Here is a 19,314-nt window from a genome sequence, read left to right as displayed (position 1 = left end):
GCCTACATCAGCTCCCGAGTGTTGCGATAAAGCGCTTTGTAGCGCTCGAACCCCTCCCCGTAGCGCGCCGCGTTCTCCGGATCCGGGACGTAGGGGTTCGGCGACCGCGTGACGATTCCCCTGCAGGCCGAGGAATACGAATCGAAACACCCCACGCCGACCCCCGCGTTGATGGCTGCCCCCAGCGAGGCCTGTTCCGACATATCGGAGAGGTAGATCTCCTTGTTCAGGATGTCGGCCTGCAGCTGAAGCCAGAGGGGGCTCCTGCTTCCCCCTCCAGAGGCGACGACCTCACGGACCCGGATCCCCAGGGCCTCCAGGACGGCGAAGCACTCCTTGAGAGAATAGACCACCCCCTCCATCGCGGCGCGGATCAGATGGCCCCTCTCGTGCTTCATGGAGAGCCCGAAAAACATTCCCCGGGCACCGGGGTCCATGTGGGGCGTCCTCTCCCCGAGGAGATAGGGCAGGTAGACGAGCCCCTCGCTCCCGGGCGGAACTTCGGCGGCAAGCGCGGCCATGTCCCCGTAGGAGAGCCCCGACAGGACATGGTCCCTCAGCCAGCGCAGGGACAGGCCGGCACACAGGGTCGCCCCCATGAAATACCATTGCCCACGGGCCAGATAATTGAACGTGTGGGAGCTCAGCCCCGGATCGTACCGAGGCTCCGTCAGGAGGCTCAGGACCTGCCCCCCCGTCCCGATGGTCACCGAGGCGACGCCGGGCTCCAAAATCCCGTTCCCCAGGGCCTGCATCACCTGGTCGGCCCCGCCATGAACGACCAGGCAGTCCGTGGACAGCCCCATCGCCTCGGCGGCCGCAGGGGCGAGGGGCCCCGCCACATCCGAGGGGGCGAGGACCTCCGGGAAGAGCTCCACATGCAGGCCCAGTCGCCCTAAAAATTCCTCGGACCAGCATCCCCGGGCCACGTCGAAGGCCAGGGTCCCCGCGGCGTCCGTCCAGTCCGTGGAAATCCGCCCCGTCATCCGGAAGCGGACGTAGTCCTTGGGCAACAGGACGGCAAAGGTCCGGGCGTAGTTCTCCCGTTCGTTCTCCTGCATCCATTTCAGGGAGGCGACCAGGGATCCCGTGTTGACCGTATTGCAGGTGTACCGCCCCAGCGCGGCCCCGAGGGATTCCCGAATGGCCCGAACCTGTTCCGCAGAGCGCTGATCGCACCAGATGATCGCCCTTCTCACGGGCTCTCCGGACCGGGTCACCGGAACCAGGCCGTGCATCTGCCCGGAAAAACCGACGGCCCCGATCTCCCCTCCGCCCAGCCCGGCCTGGCCGACGGCCCGGCGCGCCGTGCGGCAAACGGCGTGCCACCACACCTCCGGATCCTGCTCCGCCCATCCGATCTCCGGGATATCGAAGCGGTATTCCTCCCGACAGACCGAGAGAATCCGCCCCCGGGGATCCAGAATCAGCGACCGCACGCTCGAGGTTCCGACGTCTATACCCATGAGGGCCCGCATCGCAAACCCCCGCCTACCTCTGACCGGCCTTCATCCGCATCAGCCGCTCGGCCGCTTCGACGATGCTCTGCCTGTCGATGCCGTACTTCGCCTTGAGGTAGTCCACCGTGCCCACCTCCCCGCAGGTGTCGGGGATCCCCAATGTCACGAAGGGGACGTTCAGGCGTTCCCGGGCGATCACGTCGGCGACGGCAGCCCCCAGGCCGTTGAGCGCGTTGTGGTTGTCCACCGTCATCAACGCCCCCGTCCTCTCGGCCTGCCGGATCACGCACTCCCGATCCAGCGGCTTGAGCGTGAACATGTCCACCACCTCGGCCTCGATCCCCCGGGAGGAGAGGAGCTCCGCCGCGGCCAGGGCCTCGGGGATCGAGACGGCCCCGGCCGCGATGAGGGTCAGGTCCCTTCCCTCCCGTACCCGTTTGGCCCGTCCCAGCGTGAAGCGCTCCCCCTCAAGGTAGACCTGCACCTTGGTCTTGCGGAAAAGCCGCATGTAAAAGGTCCCCGGAGCGGAGAGGATCTGGGGAAGCACGTCGCGGATCATGACCGCGTCCGTGAAGTCGACGATCTGCATCCCCGGGAGGCTGCCCATGATGCCCAGATCCTCGTAGGCAAGGTGCGTGCCTCCGTTTGCGGCGTTGCAGATCCCCGGGTCGCTCCCGATGATCTTGACGTTCTGCCGCGAATAGAGGCAGGAGACGAAGACCTGATCCGTTGCGCGTCTGGAGGCGAAGGAGGCGAAGGAGTGCACGACGGGGACGAAACCCATGGAGGACAGCCCGCCCGCCACGCCCATCATGTTGGCCTCCTGCACCCCGCAGTTGAAAAAACGGTCGGGGAACCGCTCCCGATACCGGAACAGCCCCGAGGACCGCGAGAGGTCCGCGTCCAGGACCACGACGCTCTCGTCCTCGCCGGAAAGACGGCACAGCTCCTCCACCAACGCATCCCTGAGCTCCAGGGGCCCCTCTCCCAATCTATACGCCATCGTCGTTCGCCTCGATTTCGCCGATCCTCGCCGAGATCTCCCTCTCGGCAAGCGCAAACTGCTCCTCGCTTATCTTCAGATGATGGACGTTCGGCCTGCCCTCCGAGACGCTCCACCCCTTGCCCTTCACCGTCTCCAGAACGATCGCGGAGGGACGGGCCTCACCCTTGGCCGCCCCCACCGCATCGTAAATGGCCCGGACATCGTGCCCGTCGACCGTCCGGGCGTGCCACCCGAACGCCCGGAATTTTTCCTCCAGGTCCCCGACGTCCATGACGTCGCAGGTATAGCCGTCCAGCTGCTGGCGGTTCCGATCGATGAAGGCCACCAGGTTGCCCAGCTTGAAATGGGCGGCGAACAGGGCCGCCTCCCAGACCTGCCCCTCGTCGCACTCCCCGTCGCCCAGGATCAGATAGGTGTACCGCGACAGCCCCTTCAGGCGCATTCCCAGGGCGATCCCGGCGGCCAGGGAGGCCCCCTGGCCCAAGGAACCGGTGCTGATGTCGATTCCGGGCGTATCGAGGCAATTGCAGTGGCTGGGCAGCCGGGTGCCGTTCCTGTTCAGGGTCGTGAGCTCCCCGAGCGGGAAAAATCCCTTGAGGGCCAGTGCGGCATAGAGGACCGGGCCGCAGTGCCCCTTCGACAGCACCACCCGGTCCCGGTCCATGCGGCCGGGGTCGGACGGGAAACAGGTCAGGACATCCTCGTACAGCACGGCCGCCAGCTCGGCCGCCGACAGCACGCCGCCGACGTGTCCGCAGCCCTCGGAGGCCATGCACCTCATGCTTTCCAATCGGATCCTCTCGGCGAGGATCCGGGTTCGGCAAACGTTCACGGGCATTCTCCCCTCGATCGAATATGGTCTTGCGAGTATGGTGTTGCAGCGTCCGCTCCGCGTTCCGGCTATTTGACGATGACATCCGAGCCGGACTTGTCCGCGTTCAGGTTGATGGCAACGATGATGAGGGCGCCAAAGACGATCTGCTGCCAGAAGGCATCGACCCCCACGACGTTCAACCCGTTCTGAATGAGGATGACCAGCACGACGCCGATGAGGGTCCTGTGGACGCCCCCCCTCCCGCCGGTCAGGGCGGTTCCGCCCAATACGACCGACGCGATGGCCAGAAGATTCAGGGTCAGCCCGATGGTCGGCAGACTGCTTTTGAGCTTGATGGCGTAGAGCACGCCCGCGAGGGCGCTCCCCACCCCACTGGCCATGAAGGCGAAGAGCTTCGCCCGCTCGAGGTTCAGGCCCATCTTTCGGGCGGCGGGCTCGTTCGCGCCGACGGCGAAGATCTCACGCCCCAGCACGGTCCTGCGCTCGACAAAGTGAAGCCCCAGAAGGACGAGAAGGGAAAGGACGAAGAGGATGGGCATCCCGAGCACCAACGTTTTGGTCCAGGCAATGCGCGGCCATGCGGGGATCGGTATGCCCTTCGGGGCGCCTCCCGAGATCAGGAGCGCGAAGCACTGCCACACGGCCGAAGTGCACAGCGTGACGATGAAGGACGGCACCTTGAGCCGCGTGAACAGCAGCCCGTTCACCATCCCCGCGGCCAGCCCGACCAGGACCATCGCCGGGATGACGACGTTGCCGTAGTCTCCGATGTAAAGCCCCGTGATCACGCAGGTCAGAGTGCAGAGCGACCCCGTGGAGAGGTCGATCGACCCCAGCAGCAGCACGAGGGTCACGCCCGCGGACATCAACAGCAGAGGGGCGGTATCCGTAAGGATGTTCCTTACGTTGAGCGGCCCCAGAAAGTGAGGGTTGATCCAGGTGAAAGCGGAGGTCACGCCGACCACCCCCAGGATCCCGAGGTACCGGCTCAGGAAGAGCAGAACGCGATTTCGAGAGACGGACATACTCCGATGCCTCCTAGTTTCAAAAAACGGGACGAGCGGAAGACCCTTCTCGCCCCGCCCCCGCGGCGAGAGCCCGCGGAGAGGGCGAAGCCCCTACATCATACAGCGTACGATCTCGACCTGAGAGGGTTTTGCATCCGCAGGGCTGTCGAAGCTGCGGCTGACGAGCCCGTCCTTCATGACCAGGATGCGGCTCGAAAGCCCTATGCACTCGTCCAGGGTATCCCCCAACAGGATGACGGCGATCCTCCGAGCCGTCATCTCCCGGATCAGCTCGTAGATCTCCTCCTTGGACCCCACGTCCACCCCGCGGGTCGGATGGTTCAGGATCAGGATTCGGGCCCCGCTCAACATGGCCCGGGCGAAGACGACCTTCTGAGCGTTCCCGCCGCTGAGACGGCCCATGCGCTCGAAGATCCCCGAACATTTGATCCGGAGCTTGTTCACCCATTCCCCGGCGACCGAACGGCGCCTCCGCTCGGAGATCACCCCATAGCGGCTGACCGCCCCGAGGTTCGAGAGCACGATGTTGTCGGAGACGCTCATGATGTCGACCATCCCCTCGACGCGGCGCTCCTTGGGGATGGCCAGGACGCCCCTGCGCAATGCCTGACGCGGCGACCCGAGCCGACAAGGCACGCCCCCGATCGCGATGCTCCCGGAGCTGGGTCCGACATCGCCCACGAGGACGTCGCAGAGGGCCTCCTTTCCGGATCCCTCAACGCCGCAGATCCCCAGGACCTCGCCCTCATGGAGCCGGAAGGAGACGTCGCGGAACACGCCCTTCAGCGACAGCCCCTCCACCTCCAGCAGAACCTTTTCTCCGGGGATCGTCTGGAGGTGCGTCCTGAAATACCGATCCGTCGTCTCCCGTCCGACCATCTTCTCGTACAGGAGCGCGGCATCGGCGGCGGAACGGGGCAGGCAGTCGGCCCGCCGGCCGTCCTTCATGACATAGATGCGGTCCGAGATCTCGAGGACCTCGTCGAGACGATGGGAGACGAAGACCACGGAGTTTCCCGCGTCGCGCAGGCGGCGGACCTCCAGGAAGAGCTGTTCGACCTCCCGCTCGTTCAGCACGGAGGTCGGCTCGTCCAGAAGGATGAGCGCACGGCCGCCCGCGCCGGCGACGGCATTGAACACCTTGGCGATCTCCACCATCTGGCGCTGGGCGAAGCTCAGGTCCATGACCGGCCGCATCGGGTCGACCGAATCCAGCCCCATCTCGCGAAGGGCCTCCCCCGCGGCACGGTTCATCCTGGACCAGCGGATGAAGCCCCGCTCGCGGAAGGCATCCTCCCGCCCCAGATACATATTCTGAGCGACGGTCAGGTTGCGGACCAGGGACTGCTCCTGGAAGACCATGCCCACCCCCATGCGGTTGGCCTCGATCATGTTGCGGCACCGGAAGGGCCGCCCGCGAAGGGTCATGCTCCCCTCGTCGGCGGCCTCCACCCCGGCGAGGATCCGCAGCAGCGTGGACTTCCCCGCCCCGTTCTCCCCGATCAGCCCCATCACCTCTCCCGGCCGGATATCGAGGTCGATGTCCTTCAACACCGTATTGGGGCCGTAGCGCTTGGCGATTCCCTCCGCCCGAAACAGAATCTTCTCGTCCATCTCCGTTCCCCTATTTGACGACGACCCTGCGTCCCCGCGAGACGCTGAGGGCTACCGCAAGGATGATGATCACGCCCTTGATGGCCTCCTGTTTGTAGGGGTCCACTCCGATCAGGATCATGCAGTTCTGGATGACGGTGACGATGACGACCCCGACCAGCGCGCGGAACATGCCGCCGCTGCCCCCCGCGAGGGAGACCCCGCCGACGACCAGAGCCGTGATGGTCGTGAAGAGGTTGTCCTTGCCGATGATCACCTCGCCCCGATTCAGGCGAATGGCGCCGAGCACCCCCGCAATGGCGGCACAGCAGGCGCACCAGGCAAAAGCCTCGATCTTCACCCGATCGACACGGATTCCGTTGGAGCGGGCCACCGCCTCGTTGTCCCCGATCGCATAGACCGCCCTGCCGAAGGCCGTGGAGTTCTGCAGGAAGCACCCCGCTCCGAAGACGAGAAGGGCGATCCAGTTCAGGTAGGGAATGTGCAGGAACGAGCCCTGTGCGATGGAGGCGAAGAGGGGGTCGGTCACCGTCGCGGGCATCCCCCGGTAGGACAGGACCCCCAGTCCGGTGGCCACGCTCCCCATGCCGAAGGTGACGATAAAGGAGGGGATGCGGAGCTTTACGTGCAGAAGGCCGCTGAGAGCGCCGAAGAGCGTCCCCGCGGCGATCGTGATGGGGATCGCCCAGAAACCGAGGTCCATGGCGTTCTTGGAGTTCGCGACCATCAGGGTGACGATGGAGCCCGAAAAGCCCATCACCCCCTCGATCGAGAGATCGATGCTCCCGACCAGGATAACGAAGGCCAAACCGGTCACCAGAACCAGAGGGATGGAGGACTGGTTCAGAAGGTTTCTCAGATTGGCCAGGCCAAAGAACCCCTCCACGAAGACGGAGCCCAGGAGGGCCAAAGCGATCAGGACGATCAGCGGCGCCGTCCTCACCAGGTGTTCGCGCCTCCGCTCCGCGTTGATCCTGTCGACGAACTCCTCCGCGATCGTCTTCGCCTGCGGGGCCTTGCAAATGGATTCCTCTCTCATGCAAAAAATCTCCTTATGGAAAAGGGGGACCATCCGCAGAAGGTCCCCCCAAGGATCGTGTTGCTATTGCGCGAAAGCCGAACGAACGCGTCCTTTAGGTAATGAAGGGACCTGCGTCCTACTTTCCGTCCAGCGCCATCGGCCGGGCTATGGCGAAATCGAGGTTGTCGAAGTCGTAGACCGGCCGGTTCTCCACGAAATCCTTCCTGTAGGCAGCCAGGTTGTCCTTGTTGACGAAATAACCCTCCGTGTAGAACAGGCGCTTCTCGGCCGGCATCTTCGAGGGATCGATCTTGCCGGTGTGGGCCGCATACGTGTAGGCCGCGCCGTAGCCGCCCTGGAGGTAGCCGTTGTTCGCGACGGTACAGACCATGTCCCCGGCCTCGATGGCCTCGAGCGCCCCCGAGACGCCGTCCACGCCGCAAACCTTGACCTTGCCGTTCAGCCCCTTGGCCTTCAGCGCCTGGATGGCGCCCAGGGCCATCCCGTCGTTCGCGCACCAGATCCCATCGACCTCATTGAACTTGGCAAGCCAGGTCTCCGTGATGTTCAGAGCCTTCTGGGGGTTCCAGTCGGCGACCTGCATATCCAGCAGCTCGACGTCGGGGTTCTCCTTCAGGGCCTTCTGAAAGCCCTCGTAGCGTTCCACCGCGGAATCGTTGCCCAGCTGGCCCTGCAGCGCCAGAATTTTTCCCTTGTTGGGCGTCTTGAAGTTCCTGAAGAGATCGATGGCGATGTCGTAGCCCTGCTTGACGCCATCGACGGACTGATGGGCCACATAATACTTGTAGTTCATGGGGTTGAGCCCTTTGGCCAGGTGCCAGACGCTGGTCCAGTAGACCCCCGCATCCTCACAGACCTCGGCGATGACGGCCGTGTTGGGAGCGTTGCTGGGGTCGACATAAAGGATGCACTCGCCCGGATGGCTGGCGATGAAGGCCTTGATGCCGTTCAACTGTTTCTCGTCGTCGCCGTCGCAGGTCAGGACCTGCACCTCGGCAACGCCCTCGGGCAGGGTCTTGGCAAATTCCTTGCCCCCCTCCGCCTCCTGGTTCCAGTACTCGTTGTCCGTGGAATGGATGCACATGCCGATGTAGACCTTCTTGTCCGCCGCTTCGGCGGGAATCCAGCCGGACAGGGCGAGCAGAGCCAGGACGAAAAGGAATGCACACGAGAACAGAGCGCCTTTCTTCAGGAACATGGACTTTTCCTCCTCAGGATCCCTCGGAAAACGGGAATTTAAAAAACGCCGAACATCCCACCTCAAGTCCAAAAACTCATGAAGCCGCCTGCATTTTAGAGTAGATTCACCACACCGTCAAGCGAGGGGCGGAATCGCGCCGGTCGCAGGAACATCTTTCATCGCTCCGGCAGGGCGGGCCGTCTGCGGGCCGTCCGTCGCTACGCCCGCGGGCGGCACCTCCTGCGGCCCACCAGCCCGACGGCAAAGCTCAGCGCGCCGATCAGCAGCATCACCGGCAGGGTGATCCCCACCGGGGAGCTGTAGGGCAGGAGCAGCCGATAGAGGGCGAAGCCCGCCGCCCACAGGACGGCGTTCCTGAGGTCCAGCGCGCAGCCGGGATCGATCTCCCGCCTGCCGAAGAGCCAGTAGTCCGTGAACAGGATCGCGAACAGGGGGGCGAACACCGAGCCGATGAAGAACAGGAAGTTCTCGTACTGCGTCATGGGCACCGACGTGGCCAGAACGGTCCCGAGCACGCAAACGAAGACGGCGATCACCTTCTCGTTCAGGCTCTCGCTGAGGTTGGCCGCGCTCACCCCGGCCGAGTAGACGTCCAGGAAGGTCGTGGTGACGGTGGAGAACAGGACGATCAGCAGGGCGACGAGCCCCAGTCCCGCCGAAAGCAGGATCTGCGCGATGTCGGAGGTCCCCGCATAGAGGGCGGCCCCCAGGCCGATGGCGAACATCAGCACGCTTCCGGCAAAGTAGCCCAGCACGCTTCCCGCCGTGCCCGAGAACGGACGCCGGAGCCTTCGGGTGTAGTCGGAGATGAGGGGCAGCCAGGAGAGCGACATGGCGACGTTGAGCTCCACGGCCGCTCCGAAGGACATCGGCTCCCCCGCCGGAGCCCCCAGGGGCGGACGCCCGAAGACCGTGAAGCCCAGGACCAGGGAGAGCACGAAGAGCATCGTCACCACGACGACGTTGACCCGCGCCAGATTCCTGATGCCCATCAGCACCCAAAGGGCGATCAGAAGTCCGATGACTGCGCAGCCCAGGACCTCGTCCCGGAACCCCCAGAGCTCCCCCGTGATGCCGTCCATGGCCTTGGCCCCGCTGACGATCATGATGGCCGTCCAGCCCAGCAGCTGCATCAGGTTGAGGACGGAGAAGGCGTAGGAGCCGTACCGGCCGAAGGAGATGCGGACCGACCGCGCGGCGGACAGGCCGCTTCGCGCACCGATCAGCCCGGCGGGGAGGAGCAGTGCGGCCCCGATGACGTGCCCCAGCAGGATCGCCCCCATCCCCCTCTCCAGCCCGAGGGGCGCCAACAGCGCCCCGGTGAGGATCTCGGCGATGGAGACGGCGGCCCCGAACCACAGGAGCGTCTGGCTGAAGGTGGATACCCTGTCGGCCGTGGTCATGCCTCCACCTCCCTCTCCATCCCCTTCAATCCCTCACGGTAGAGATCGTAGAAATGGTGCGTGGGGCCATGCCCCTTGCCGATGGGCAGCGCGTGCTCGATGGCCGTGGTGACGTAGCGCTTCGCCCGTGCGACGGCCCCGGCGACGTCGTGTCCGAGCGCCAGGTTCGCGGCGATGGCCGACGAGAAGGTGCAGCCCGTGCCGTGCGTGTTCCTGGTGTCGATGCGACGCGCCTCGAAGCGCCGGAACTCCGTCCCGTCGAACAGGACGTCGACGGCGTCGCCGACGGCGTGGCCTCCCTTCACCAGAACGTTCCGGCACCCCATGGCATGGATGAGGCGCGCCGCCGTCTCCATGTCGGCCCGAGAGCCGATCTTCATGCCGGCGATCCGCTCGGCCTCCGGGATGTTTGGGGTCAGGACCTCCGCAAGGGGGACGATCGTCTCGATCAACGAGCCCACCGCGTTCGGGTCCATCAGGGCGCAGCCGTTCTTGGCGTACATGACGGGGTCGATCACCACATTCCGGGGCGCGTAGCGCCTCAGTCCCGCCGCCACGGCCCTCATGCAGTCCGGCGTGGAGAGCATCCCCACCTTGACGGCATCCACCTCGATATCCTCGAAGACGGCGTCCATCTGCTTTTCGATCATATCCGGCGTCACATCCTGGATGGCGATCACCCGGCTGGTGTTCTCCGCCACCACCGAGACGACGACGCTCATCCCGAAGACCCCGTGGGCCGAGAACGTCTTCAGATCCGCCTGGATCCCCGCCCCTCCGCTGCAGTCGGAGCCCGCTATGCTCAATACTTTCTTCATGGCGAAAACGCCTCCTTTCAATAATAAAAGGGCGCCCTCCGAGTCAAGGAAGGCGCCCCGAATCCAACGAAACGCTGTGCGCTTACGGCTTTGCTTCCCTGCGCCGGTATTAACCGACAGGTTCAAGGGGTCAGGTTTTAACCTTCTCAACGAACTTCAGTTCCCCCGCAAACGATATTCGACTGTGAGTCGAATTTTAGGGCAAGGCAGGGATAAAGTCAAACGCCGGGCCCCTTCCGTCGAAGGGAACGACGGGAAGCACGCCCGTTCTGCAGGGCCGGGATTCCCCCGGAAAACCTTACCTTGTCGGGGCCGTCGGCGTTTGATATAGTAGCGCTGCGCTGCGAGAGGCCCCCGACATCCGCGGGGGGAGCCCGAGGCCGCGGCGTGGGGAAGAGCTCGCCGCCCCGTTCCGACGGCAAAATTCGGAAGGAAAGAAGCTGATCCTTATGAATTACGGTCGCACGTACAACTTTTCCGCCGGGCCGGCCATGATGCCCGAGCCCGTTCTGGAGGAGATCGCCGCCGAGATGATGAACTGCCGCGGAAGCGGCATGTGCGTCATGGAGATGAGCCACCGTTCCAAGGCCTTCGAGGACATCCTGGCCGAGGCAAAGGCGGATCTGCGCAAACTCATGGGCATTCCGGACAATTACAGGATCCTTTTCGTCCAGGGCGGCGGACACGTGCAGTTCGCCATGGTCCCCATGAACCTGATGAAGAACGGCGTCGCCTGCTGCGTCGAGACCGGCGCCTGGTCCCAGAAAGCCATCGCCGAGGCACGGAAGTACGGCGAGGTGCGGATTGTCGCGTCGTCCAAGGACAGGAACTTCTCCTACATCCCCGACTGCTCCAGCCTAGACATCCCCGAGAATGCGGACTACGTCTATATCTGCGAAAACGAGACCATCCACGGCACCACCTATTACCGGCTCCCGGATGCCCGGGGCAAGGTCCTGGTCTCCGATCAGTCCTCCATGTTCCTCTCCCGCCCCTGCGAGGTGGACCGATACGGGCTCATCTGGGCCGGAGTGCAGAAGAACGTCGGCCCCGCCGGCATGGCCGTCGTCATCATCCGGGAGGACCTGATCCGGGAGGATCTGGCCCCGACCGTGCCGACCTACCTCAGCTACAAGATCCATGCCGACGCCGACTCCCTCTACAACACCCCCAACTGCTGGGCCATCTACTGCTGCGGGAAGATCTTCAGGTACCTTCTCGATATGGGCGGCCTGGCCGAGATGGACCGGCGCAACCGCGAGAAGGCCGCGATCCTCTACGATTTCCTGGACCGCAGCACTCTCTTCCGGGGCACGGTGTCCAAGGAGGATCGCTCCCTGATGAACGTGCCGTTCGCGACGCCCAGCAAGGAGGAGGACGCGGAGGTGGTGGCCGCCGCCAAGGCCACAGGGTTCGACAACCTCAAGGGTCACAGGAGCGTCGGCGGCCTGCGCGCCTCCATCTACAACGCGATGCCGAGGGAGGGCGTCGAGGCCCTGGTCGATTTTCTTCGGCAATACGAGGCTCGGCGCTCGTAAAAACTCCGTTCCGTCGGATTTTTTCGACTGCGGCGCCGTTTCGCGGCACGCTCCGGCGAACGGCCAAGACCGTTTTTTCGGAAAGGGGAATTTCCTATGTCCATGAGAATCTTGGTCACCGACGGGATGGACGCGGGCGCGGCGGCAAGGCTTCGCGCGGGCGGCCATGAGGTCGTGGAGCGGTTCTACGATCCGGAGGCCCTGGGGCCGGCGCTCCGGGAATTCGACGCCGTCATCGTCCGCTCCGCCACAAAAATCGAGCGGCCCCAGATCGACGCGGCAAAGGGGGGCCGCCTCAGACTCATCCTCCGGGCCGGCGTGGGCGTGGACAACATCGACGTCGACCACGCCGAGGCGGCGGGCATGCAGGTCCGGAACACGCCCCGCGCCTCCTCCAACGCCGTGGCGGAGCTGGCCGTCGCGCTGCTCTTCTCCTGCGCCCGCCACATCTCCATCGCAGGCCACACCATGAGGGAGAACAGGTGGGAGAAGAAGGCCTACTCCAAAGGCTTCGAGCTGGCGGGGAAAACCATGGGCGTGATCGGATACGGCCGCATCGGCCGGATGGTCGGGGAAAAGGGGCAGGCGCTGGGCATGAACGTCCTCTCCGTCGTCCACCGCAACAAGCCCGAGGGCGCGGAGAGCGGGACGATGCGCTTCGTCCCGATGGACGAGCTGCTCGCGCAGTCCGATATCGTCACCCTGTGCGCGCCCGGCGGGGACAAACCGCTGGTGGACGCCGCGAGCATCTCCAAGATGAAGGACGGCGTCGTCATCATCAACGTCTCCCGCGGGAGCAACGTGGACGAGGCGGCGCTGCTGGACGCCCTGAACTCCGGAAAGGTAAGGGCCGCAGGCCTGGACGTCTGGCTCGACGAGAAGGAGCCCAACTGGGCGCTCGCCCGGCACCCCTCCGTCTCCTGCACGCCCCACATCGGCGCCGGCACTGGGGAGGCCCAAAAGCGCATCGGCGCGGAGCTGGTGGACATCATCGAGGGCCTTTCCTGAAGCGATGCGGACGGAGGAGCGAACGATGAACGGAATATTCAGGACGGCGGACATCCTCGTCCCCGCGGGCTGCGACATGGCCAAATGGAGCGTCGTCGCCTGCGACCAGTTCTCCTCCCAGCCGGGCTACTGGGACGCTCTGGACGGGTACGTCGGGGAGGCGCCCAGCACCCTGCGGCTGATGCTGCCGGAGGCGTATCTGGATCGGAGGGACCCGCTTGCCGAGGCGAGGACCATCAACGCGACCATGCGCCGATACCTCGACGCCGGCGTACTCCGGGCGCTGCCGGACAGCTGCATCTATCTGGAGCGCACGTTGCCGGACGGCCAGGTCCGGCGGGGCATCGTGGCCGCGCTGGACCTGGAGGCGTACGACTACACGGCCGCCTCGGCCTCGCCCGTCCGGGCCACCGAGGGCACGGTCCCGGACCGTCTGCCCCCGCGGGTGCGGGTGCGGCGCGACGCACCGCTGGAGATGCCGCACATCATGGTGCTGATGGACGACGAACGGGACGACGTCCTGGGCCCGCTGGAGGCCGGAAGATCGGCGCTGCCGACGGTGTACGACTTCAGCCTCAACTGCGGCGGCGGGCATCTGCACGGCCGGCTGGTGAGCGGGGACGACGCGGCCGCCCTGCTCCGGGAGGTGGACGCCTACGCCCGGTCGATATGCGAACGCCGCGCGGGAGCGGCCCCGGCGGCCTTCGCCATCGGGGACGGCAACCACAGCCTCGCCGCAGCCAAAAACTGCTGGGAGGAGCTCAAGAAAAGCGGGCTCCCGCCCGAGCGGCTCGAGAGGCACCCCGCCCGCTTCAGCCTGGTGGAGCTGGTCAACATCCACGACGACGCCATCCGCTTCGAGCCGATCCACAGGGTGCTGTTCGAAACCGGCGCGCAGGGCTTCCTCGACGCCGCCAAGGCGTTCTGGTCCGAGCGCGGCCGGGCCTCGGGCTCCGTGCACACGCTCCGGCTGCTCGCCGGGCAGCGGGAGGAGCGCATCGCCGTCGGCGGCATGACCATCGGACAGATCATCGGGGCCGCGGAGGATTTCTGCCAGGGCTACGCCGCCGCGCACGGCGGGCGGATAGACTACATCCACAACGACGATACGGCCCTCGAGATGGGCGGCCGCCCCGGCGGCGCAGCGATCCTGCTGCCGAAGATGGAGAAGCACGAGCTCTTTGCGTCCATCGTCCGCTCCGGTCCGTTCCCCAAAAAGAGCTTCTCCATCGGCCACGCGGAGGACAAACGGTACTACCTGGAGTGCAGGAGAATTCAGGAAAGCTGACGCAGGCCCCGCAATTCGAGGCCCTCTCCACAAAAGGCGGGGCCCGGATCGAATGAAGTCCGGGCCCCTTGCGCTCCAAGAGGTGAAACCGCTATGCGGGAAGATTCAGGAACAGGCTGAAAGGCCGGCCCCCGACTCGGGGGGCCGCCTTTTTTTGTTTGCTGCCGTCACCGGCGCGCCCGGCGCCGGCGCACGCCCGGCAGCACCAGGGCCGCAAGGCCCAGGGAGCCCAGGAGGCCCCACCCCGCGCTGCACCCACCGCCGGAGCGCTCCGTCGCAGGCTCGGACCCCGGCGTGTCCGGCGGGGTCTTGCTCGGAGGCGTGGTGGTTGGCGGCGTGGTGGTCGGAGGCGTCGCGCCGCTCTGCCACGAACCGACGTCCGTGGGGCCGCTCGACGGGCGGAAGTACCCGCGCTGGTCCTTCGCCGGGACCACCACGGTGAGCCCACAAACGTGTGCGTCCCCACCGGCAGGCCCTTGCCGATCGCCGAGCTGTTCGTGCCCAGTGCGTAGAACCTCAGGTCGACGGACGCCACGTCCGGGCTCCCCCCCGGGGGGCCCAAAGCCGAAAACCGCCGCAAAATTCCCGCAACCCGTTCCTGCTTCCATTACAGGCCATCCCGGCGCGGCGCGCCACCCCCGCAGGGGTGGGGTTCGGGGTGGGTTTTGCCGCTTACGCCCTTTTGCTATAATGGCATCGGGCTCGAAGGGGGGCGGTGGCGATGGCCTTCAGGGATACGGCATCGAAAGATCAGGGCCAGACTCGGATGGACGGACGCGCGGAGAAGGCGGACTCGGACCTCTTCTACTCCCCTCGTTCCGGGACCAGGACGCAGATCCTCCGAGACATCGGCCGGGGGCGGGTCTGCCCTTTGGTCGACGTCCTCTTCAAGTTCCTCTTCGGGAGGCCGGACCGTTCGGAGCTCTTTCTCGACCTGCTCAATGCCCTGATGTTTCCGGACGGAGAGCGGGCCTTCTCGTCGGTCTCCTTCATCAACAACGAGCTGTCGCCCCTGCGCGCGTCCGGGAAGGGCAGCCGACTCGACATCGCTGCGCGCCTGGACGGAGAGCTGGTCAATCTGGAGGTTCAGGTCCGACCCGACCCGGACTACCTGAAGCGGACCCTCTATTACTGGGCCTTGCTGTACTCCGCGACCCTGGAGCGCGGGGCGGACTATACCGAAACGGTGCGGACGATCTCGCTGAACCTTCTGGACTTCGAGCTCTTTCCGGAGGAGCGGGGGTGCCGCAACAGCTACTCCATCCGCAACGACGCGAGCGGCCGCCGACTCTGCGAAGACCTTCAGATCGTGTATTTCGAGTTGCCGAAGGACAGGATGGAGAGGAGGGCCGGCCGGCGCCCCCGCAACAAGCTGGAGCGCTGGCTGGGCTATCTTGACGGGATGCGAGGTGACGAGATGGGCCGAATCGCGGAGGAGGAACCGAGGATCGGGGAGGCTCTGCTTCTGGAGCGCGAGTTTTTTCAGGACCGGGACCAGCGTTTGGCGTACATCGTGGACCTGATGAACCGGTGGGACGAAGACCGCTACAGGGAGAGGCTCGAGGCCGCAGCCCTGGCGAAGGGATGGGCCGAGGGCGAAGCCAAGGGAAGGGCCGAGGGTGAAGCGAAGGGAAGGGCCGAGGGAAGGGCCGATACCGCACGGCGGATGTTGGCGCACGGCCTGTCCTCGGAGCAGATTGCGGAGTACACGGGTCTGTCCCCGGACGAGGTGGAGTCCCTGAGGAACGCCCGGCCCTAACCCGTCCCGGCCGGCGAATCAGAACCACCGGCTGAGCCGGTGGTTTGCACCGGCCCTGTAAGGGCCCCATACCGGCAGCCCTGACGGGCCCTGAAGTTACGCCGCCCGCAACTTCGTCTCCGGCTGCCCCTAAAGGGGCCCGTTATTTGCCTTCTCTTACCACAGCTTCACCCGTAAACGGGTCATACATCTCCTTCAGGTTCAACTCATCATTGACCTTATCCTCCGACAACTGCGTTCGAATATACTCGGCTATCCGCTTTTGATTCCTTCCCACCGTATCCACGTAATAGCCTCGGCACCAAAATCGACGGTTCCCGTAGCGATATTTCAAGTTCGCAAATCGGTCGAAGATCATCAACGAACTCTTGCCCTTTACATAGCCCATAATTTCAGACACGCTGTTTTTCGGTGGGATGCTGACCAGCATATGAATGTGATCCGGACACAATTCCGCCTCGATAATCTCTATTCCCTTGCGCTCACACAAGGTCCGGATTATCTTGCCTATCTCCACTTTGTAGCGACCGTAGACTATCTGGCGGCGATACTTCGGCGCAAACACTATATGATATTTACAATTCCAACTCGTGTGTGCTAAGGTTCCCTTGTCCACCTTTTCCCTCCTGTATCGTGATGCGGATCGACGTCCTTTCACTTTACTTGAGGGAAAACTCTTCTCATAGCTAGAAGCTACCTGAACCCCCGGCGGAGCCGGGGGTTTACGAAAAGACAACAAAAGGACGGCCCCCGACTCGGGGGGCCGCCTTTTTTTTGTTTGCTGCCGTCACTGGCGCACGCCCGGCGGCACCAGGGCCGCAAGGCCCAGGGAGCCCCAGCCCACACTGCCCCCCACCGCCGAGGTGGGGTTCGGGGGCTACGGGGCCTGGCCCCGGCGTATTCCCCCGTACTGCAGGGGCCCGAAGCGGGGTTTTGCCGGTTGACGCCCCTCCGCGAGGCGGTCTATCATTACCTCCATCCTGCCGAAAGAACCAGGAAAACAGACTCCGGAGGCACGTTCGCCATGTGGTGGAGCACAAGACTTTTTCTGATCGACATCCTTCCGGCCCTGTATTTTCGTCTCGCCTTCAACCGTGCGGGGCAGGGCCACCTCGGCGCCCTCCTCCTGGGCGGGGCCGCCGATATCGGGGTCATCGCCCTCTGGGTCCTGACGACCGCCTCGCTTCAGGCCCGCACCCGCTCCAGGAGCGTCTCCGTCCTGTCCTCGCTCCTCCTGTGGGGGTACTACGGCCTCGTGACGGCCTACTTCTCGGCGATGCACGCCCTGCCGACCCCGGAGCAGGCAAAATACCTCCTGGACCCCCATTTTCTTCTCGCCTCCCTGGACGCCTCGGCCCTCCCCGCCCTCCTCGGCGCCGTCCTCCTCGGCGCGCTCCTTGCGCGCCTGGACCTGCGCCTCGTCCGGCTGCGGGGCCGGGCCCCGGCGGCGCTCGCCCTGCTCCTGTCGGCGTCCCTTCTCGTCCCCGGGCCCGGGGGGAACGGAAATCCGCTCGTCACGCAGATCCGGTCCTTTCTCTCCAGAGGCGCCGGCCTGCCCGGGGGCCTGCCTCGCCTCGCGCACGACCTCTCCGGGGTCCCCCTCACGGCGGGGCCGGACGAGCCCCCCAACGTCCTGCTCGTCGTTCTGGAGGGCATCCCCGGCGGCTACGTGAGCCAGAACGTGACGTTCGTGAACGGATCGTCGGACTTCACCATGCCAAAGACCAGCCGCTGGGCCGAGCGGGGCCTCAGGGTCCCCAACTTCCTCTCGCACCGGAACCAGACGATCAACGGCCTCTACTCGATGCTCTGCGCGGACTACCCCCGGCTCACCGACGGCACCCCCATCGTCCAGGAGCTGCTCGCCCGGCCCGAGACCGCCTCCAACGACAGCCTGCCGGGCGTCCTGGCCCGGAACGGCTACAACACGACCTACCTCCAGGCCGCCGGGCTGAGGTTCATGGACAAGGACCGCTTCATGAAGCGGATCGGCTTCGGCGAGGTCCTGGGCGAGGAGTGGTTCGAGCCCGACTCGAGCGCCTTTTTCACCCGATGGGGCATCAACGACCGGGACTTCCTCCTCCAGAGCCTGAGGAAGATCGGGGAGCTGAACGAGCGGCGCAGGCGCTCACGGGAGCGGGGAGAATCCGCGCCCTGGTTCCTGACGTTGCTGACCGTGGGGACGCACCATCCCTACACCCTGCCGGACGACTACGCCGGGGGCGAGGGGCTTCCCCCGAAGCTGAGGAGCGTCGCATTCCTGGACGACGCCGTCGACCTGTTCCTGTCCCGGCTGGAGGAGGAGGGCGTCCTGGAGGACACCCTGGTCATCCTCACCTCGGACGAGTCGCACGGCATGAACGCCGACATCCTGCTGGCCGGCAACTGGGGGCTCTGCGTGGCCCTGCCGCCCCGGAAACACGGCACGCCCCCCGTGTCCGCGGTCAACGAGGGGCTCTTCGGACTCGCCGACCTGCCCCTGTCGATCCTCGACTACGCGGGGCTGGCCGCCTCGGCCGACGCGATCGGAGGACGCAGCATCTTCCGCGACTACGCGGCCTCCGAACGGCGGGCCCTCCCCGGTTCCTGGGGGGACCGCTTCTTCATCGTGTCGGGCGACGCCCTCCTGATGAAGGACTTCGGCCCCGGGGATTTCGTGAAATACACCGTCTCCGGCTCGCCCTTCGCCCTCACGAACGGTGCGAAGGCGGAGCCCCTGGGGTCCGGGACGTCGCTGCTCTCCTGGGCGGCCCGGGCCTTCGAGCAGGACGCGGGGAAACGGAGCGGATCCGCGGTCTGGCGCTTCCTTCCGGACGGGTCGTCCTTCCGGGCCCCCGCCTGGGCCGCCTCCGAGGACCCGCCCGGCATCGAGTCCAAGATATGGCTCTCCGGTGGACAGTACATCCAGCTTGAGAAAGGCGGCCGATACGTTCTGGACCTCGAGATCGCCGCGCCGAGCTCCAACGACGCATCCGTACGGCTCGATTGGATGGTGCACGGACTGGACGGCCCCTGGCTCCTGTCCGGCGAGAACTGCCCGCTGCCCGTCCTGGGGCCGGGGGAACGGCTCAGGCTCTCCTGCTCCGTCGAGATACGCAAGGACTTCATGCTGGACTCCGCGCGCCTGGCCGCACGGGCGCTGGCGGGCTCCGCCTCGCCCGGCGCCCGGGTCGAGGTCGGGACCTTCGCGCTGCGGCCGGTGCCCCCGGAGGGCCCGGCGCCCACGGGCAGGACGCTCTACGACGGGGAGGAGGCGCTCCTGACCCTCGAACGGTACGAGGGGCCCAAGGGCGGGCTCCCGTAGCCCGGACTAC

Annotated in this window: 16 protein-coding genes and 1 riboswitch; of the genes, 5 read left to right on the top strand and 11 right to left on the bottom strand. The window is 65.6% G+C overall.

Annotated elements, in window-relative coordinates; translation table 11 throughout:
* Positions 1 to 2: 2 nt before the first annotated feature.
* The 9 genes from xylB to thiD all read right to left on the bottom strand — a co-directional run bounded on the left by xylB (position 3) and on the right by thiD (position 10,407).
* Entirely contained in the window at positions 3 to 1,466 is a 1,464-nt protein-coding gene (gene xylB, locus EII26_RS03545) for a xylulokinase (protein WP_199735044.1), read from the bottom strand.
* 25 nt (positions 1,467 to 1,491) lie between these two features.
* A complete protein-coding gene (locus EII26_RS03540) occupies positions 1,492 to 2,463 on the bottom strand; it encodes a transketolase family protein (protein ID WP_124887767.1) in 972 nt (323 codons plus the stop codon).
* Entirely contained in the window at positions 2,453 to 3,298 is an 846-nt protein-coding gene (locus EII26_RS03535) for a transketolase (protein ID WP_233572583.1), read from the bottom strand. Before EII26_RS03535 ends, EII26_RS03540 begins: the two co-directional genes overlap by 11 nt.
* A gap of 68 nt (positions 3,299 to 3,366) precedes the next feature.
* Positions 3,367 to 4,326 carry an ABC transporter permease gene (locus tag EII26_RS03530; RefSeq protein ID WP_124887765.1) on the bottom strand — a complete coding sequence of 320 codons (960 nt, stop codon included), beginning with the start codon at positions 4,324 to 4,326 and terminating at the stop codon, positions 3,367 to 3,369.
* A 93-nt stretch (positions 4,327 to 4,419) separates the two neighbouring features.
* Positions 4,420 to 5,943, bottom strand: a complete 1,524-nt coding sequence (locus EII26_RS03525) for a sugar ABC transporter ATP-binding protein (protein WP_124887764.1) — start codon at positions 5,941 to 5,943, stop codon at positions 4,420 to 4,422.
* A 10-nt stretch (positions 5,944 to 5,953) separates the two neighbouring features.
* A complete protein-coding gene (locus EII26_RS03520; RefSeq protein ID WP_158612131.1) occupies positions 5,954 to 6,982 on the bottom strand; it encodes an ABC transporter permease in 1,029 nt (342 codons plus the stop codon).
* Between the two features lie 118 nt (positions 6,983 to 7,100).
* Positions 7,101 to 8,183, bottom strand: coding sequence for a sugar ABC transporter substrate-binding protein (locus EII26_RS03515; protein ID WP_124887762.1), 1,083 nt, complete (start codon positions 8,181 to 8,183; stop codon positions 7,101 to 7,103).
* Positions 8,184 to 8,383: 200 nt separating this feature from the next.
* Complete coding sequence (gene cytX / locus EII26_RS03510; RefSeq protein WP_124887761.1) at positions 8,384 to 9,589, bottom strand: putative hydroxymethylpyrimidine transporter CytX; 1,206 nt, start codon at positions 9,587 to 9,589, stop codon at positions 8,384 to 8,386.
* A complete protein-coding gene (thiD, locus tag EII26_RS03505) occupies positions 9,586 to 10,407 on the bottom strand; it encodes a bifunctional hydroxymethylpyrimidine kinase/phosphomethylpyrimidine kinase (protein WP_124887760.1) in 822 nt (273 codons plus the stop codon). The genes cytX and thiD overlap by 4 nt, the downstream gene beginning before the upstream one ends.
* 77 nt (positions 10,408 to 10,484) lie before the next feature.
* Positions 10,485 to 10,584: riboswitch (TPP riboswitch) on the bottom strand.
* Between the two features lie 272 nt (positions 10,585 to 10,856).
* On the opposite strand from thiD, the gene serC reads away from it, so the two are divergent.
* The 3 genes from serC (at position 10,857) to EII26_RS03490 (ending at position 14,241) form a co-directional block, all read left to right on the top strand.
* The gene (gene serC, locus EII26_RS03500) at positions 10,857 to 11,945 is read left to right on the top strand and encodes a 3-phosphoserine/phosphohydroxythreonine transaminase (protein ID WP_124887759.1); all 1,089 of its coding nucleotides are present in this window, start codon (positions 10,857 to 10,859) and stop codon (positions 11,943 to 11,945) included.
* 96 nt (positions 11,946 to 12,041) lie between these two features.
* Positions 12,042 to 12,953 (top strand): NAD(P)-dependent oxidoreductase, encoded by a 912-nt coding sequence (locus EII26_RS03495; RefSeq protein ID WP_124887758.1) that lies wholly within the window; start codon positions 12,042 to 12,044, stop codon positions 12,951 to 12,953.
* Between the two features lie 25 nt (positions 12,954 to 12,978).
* Positions 12,979 to 14,241 carry a DUF1015 domain-containing protein gene (locus EII26_RS03490; RefSeq protein ID WP_124887757.1) on the top strand — a complete coding sequence of 421 codons (1,263 nt, stop codon included), beginning with the start codon at positions 12,979 to 12,981 and terminating at the stop codon, positions 14,239 to 14,241.
* Positions 14,242 to 14,408: 167 nt separating this feature from the next.
* On the opposite strand, the gene EII26_RS03485 is transcribed toward EII26_RS03490, so the two are convergent.
* A complete protein-coding gene (locus EII26_RS03485) occupies positions 14,409 to 14,678 on the bottom strand; it encodes a hypothetical protein (RefSeq protein WP_124887756.1) in 270 nt (89 codons plus the stop codon).
* Positions 14,679 to 14,962: 284 nt separating this feature from the next.
* Here EII26_RS03485 and EII26_RS03480 point away from each other — a divergent pair, with 284 nt between their 5' ends.
* Positions 14,963 to 16,000: an Rpn family recombination-promoting nuclease/putative transposase gene (locus EII26_RS03480; RefSeq protein ID WP_124887755.1), complete on the top strand. Its 1,038-nt coding sequence runs from the start codon at positions 14,963 to 14,965 to the stop codon at positions 15,998 to 16,000.
* A 142-nt stretch (positions 16,001 to 16,142) separates the two neighbouring features.
* On the opposite strand, the gene tnpA is transcribed toward EII26_RS03480, so the two are convergent.
* Positions 16,143 to 16,616, bottom strand: coding sequence for an IS200/IS605 family transposase (gene tnpA, locus EII26_RS03475; protein ID WP_124887754.1), 474 nt, complete (start codon positions 16,614 to 16,616; stop codon positions 16,143 to 16,145).
* A 408-nt stretch (positions 16,617 to 17,024) separates the two neighbouring features.
* Between tnpA and EII26_RS03470 the strand changes: the two genes are divergently transcribed.
* The gene (locus EII26_RS03470) at positions 17,025 to 19,304 is read left to right on the top strand and encodes an LTA synthase family protein (RefSeq protein WP_124887753.1); all 2,280 of its coding nucleotides are present in this window, start codon (positions 17,025 to 17,027) and stop codon (positions 19,302 to 19,304) included.
* Positions 19,305 to 19,314 lie beyond the last annotated feature (10 nt).

The organism is Fretibacterium sp. OH1220_COT-178, from assembly GCF_003860125.1.
GTDB lineage: Bacteria > Synergistota > Synergistia > Synergistales > Aminobacteriaceae > CAJPSE01.
Note: the sequence above shows the minus strand (reverse complement) of the source record. Positions and strands in the feature narration are given on the sequence as shown.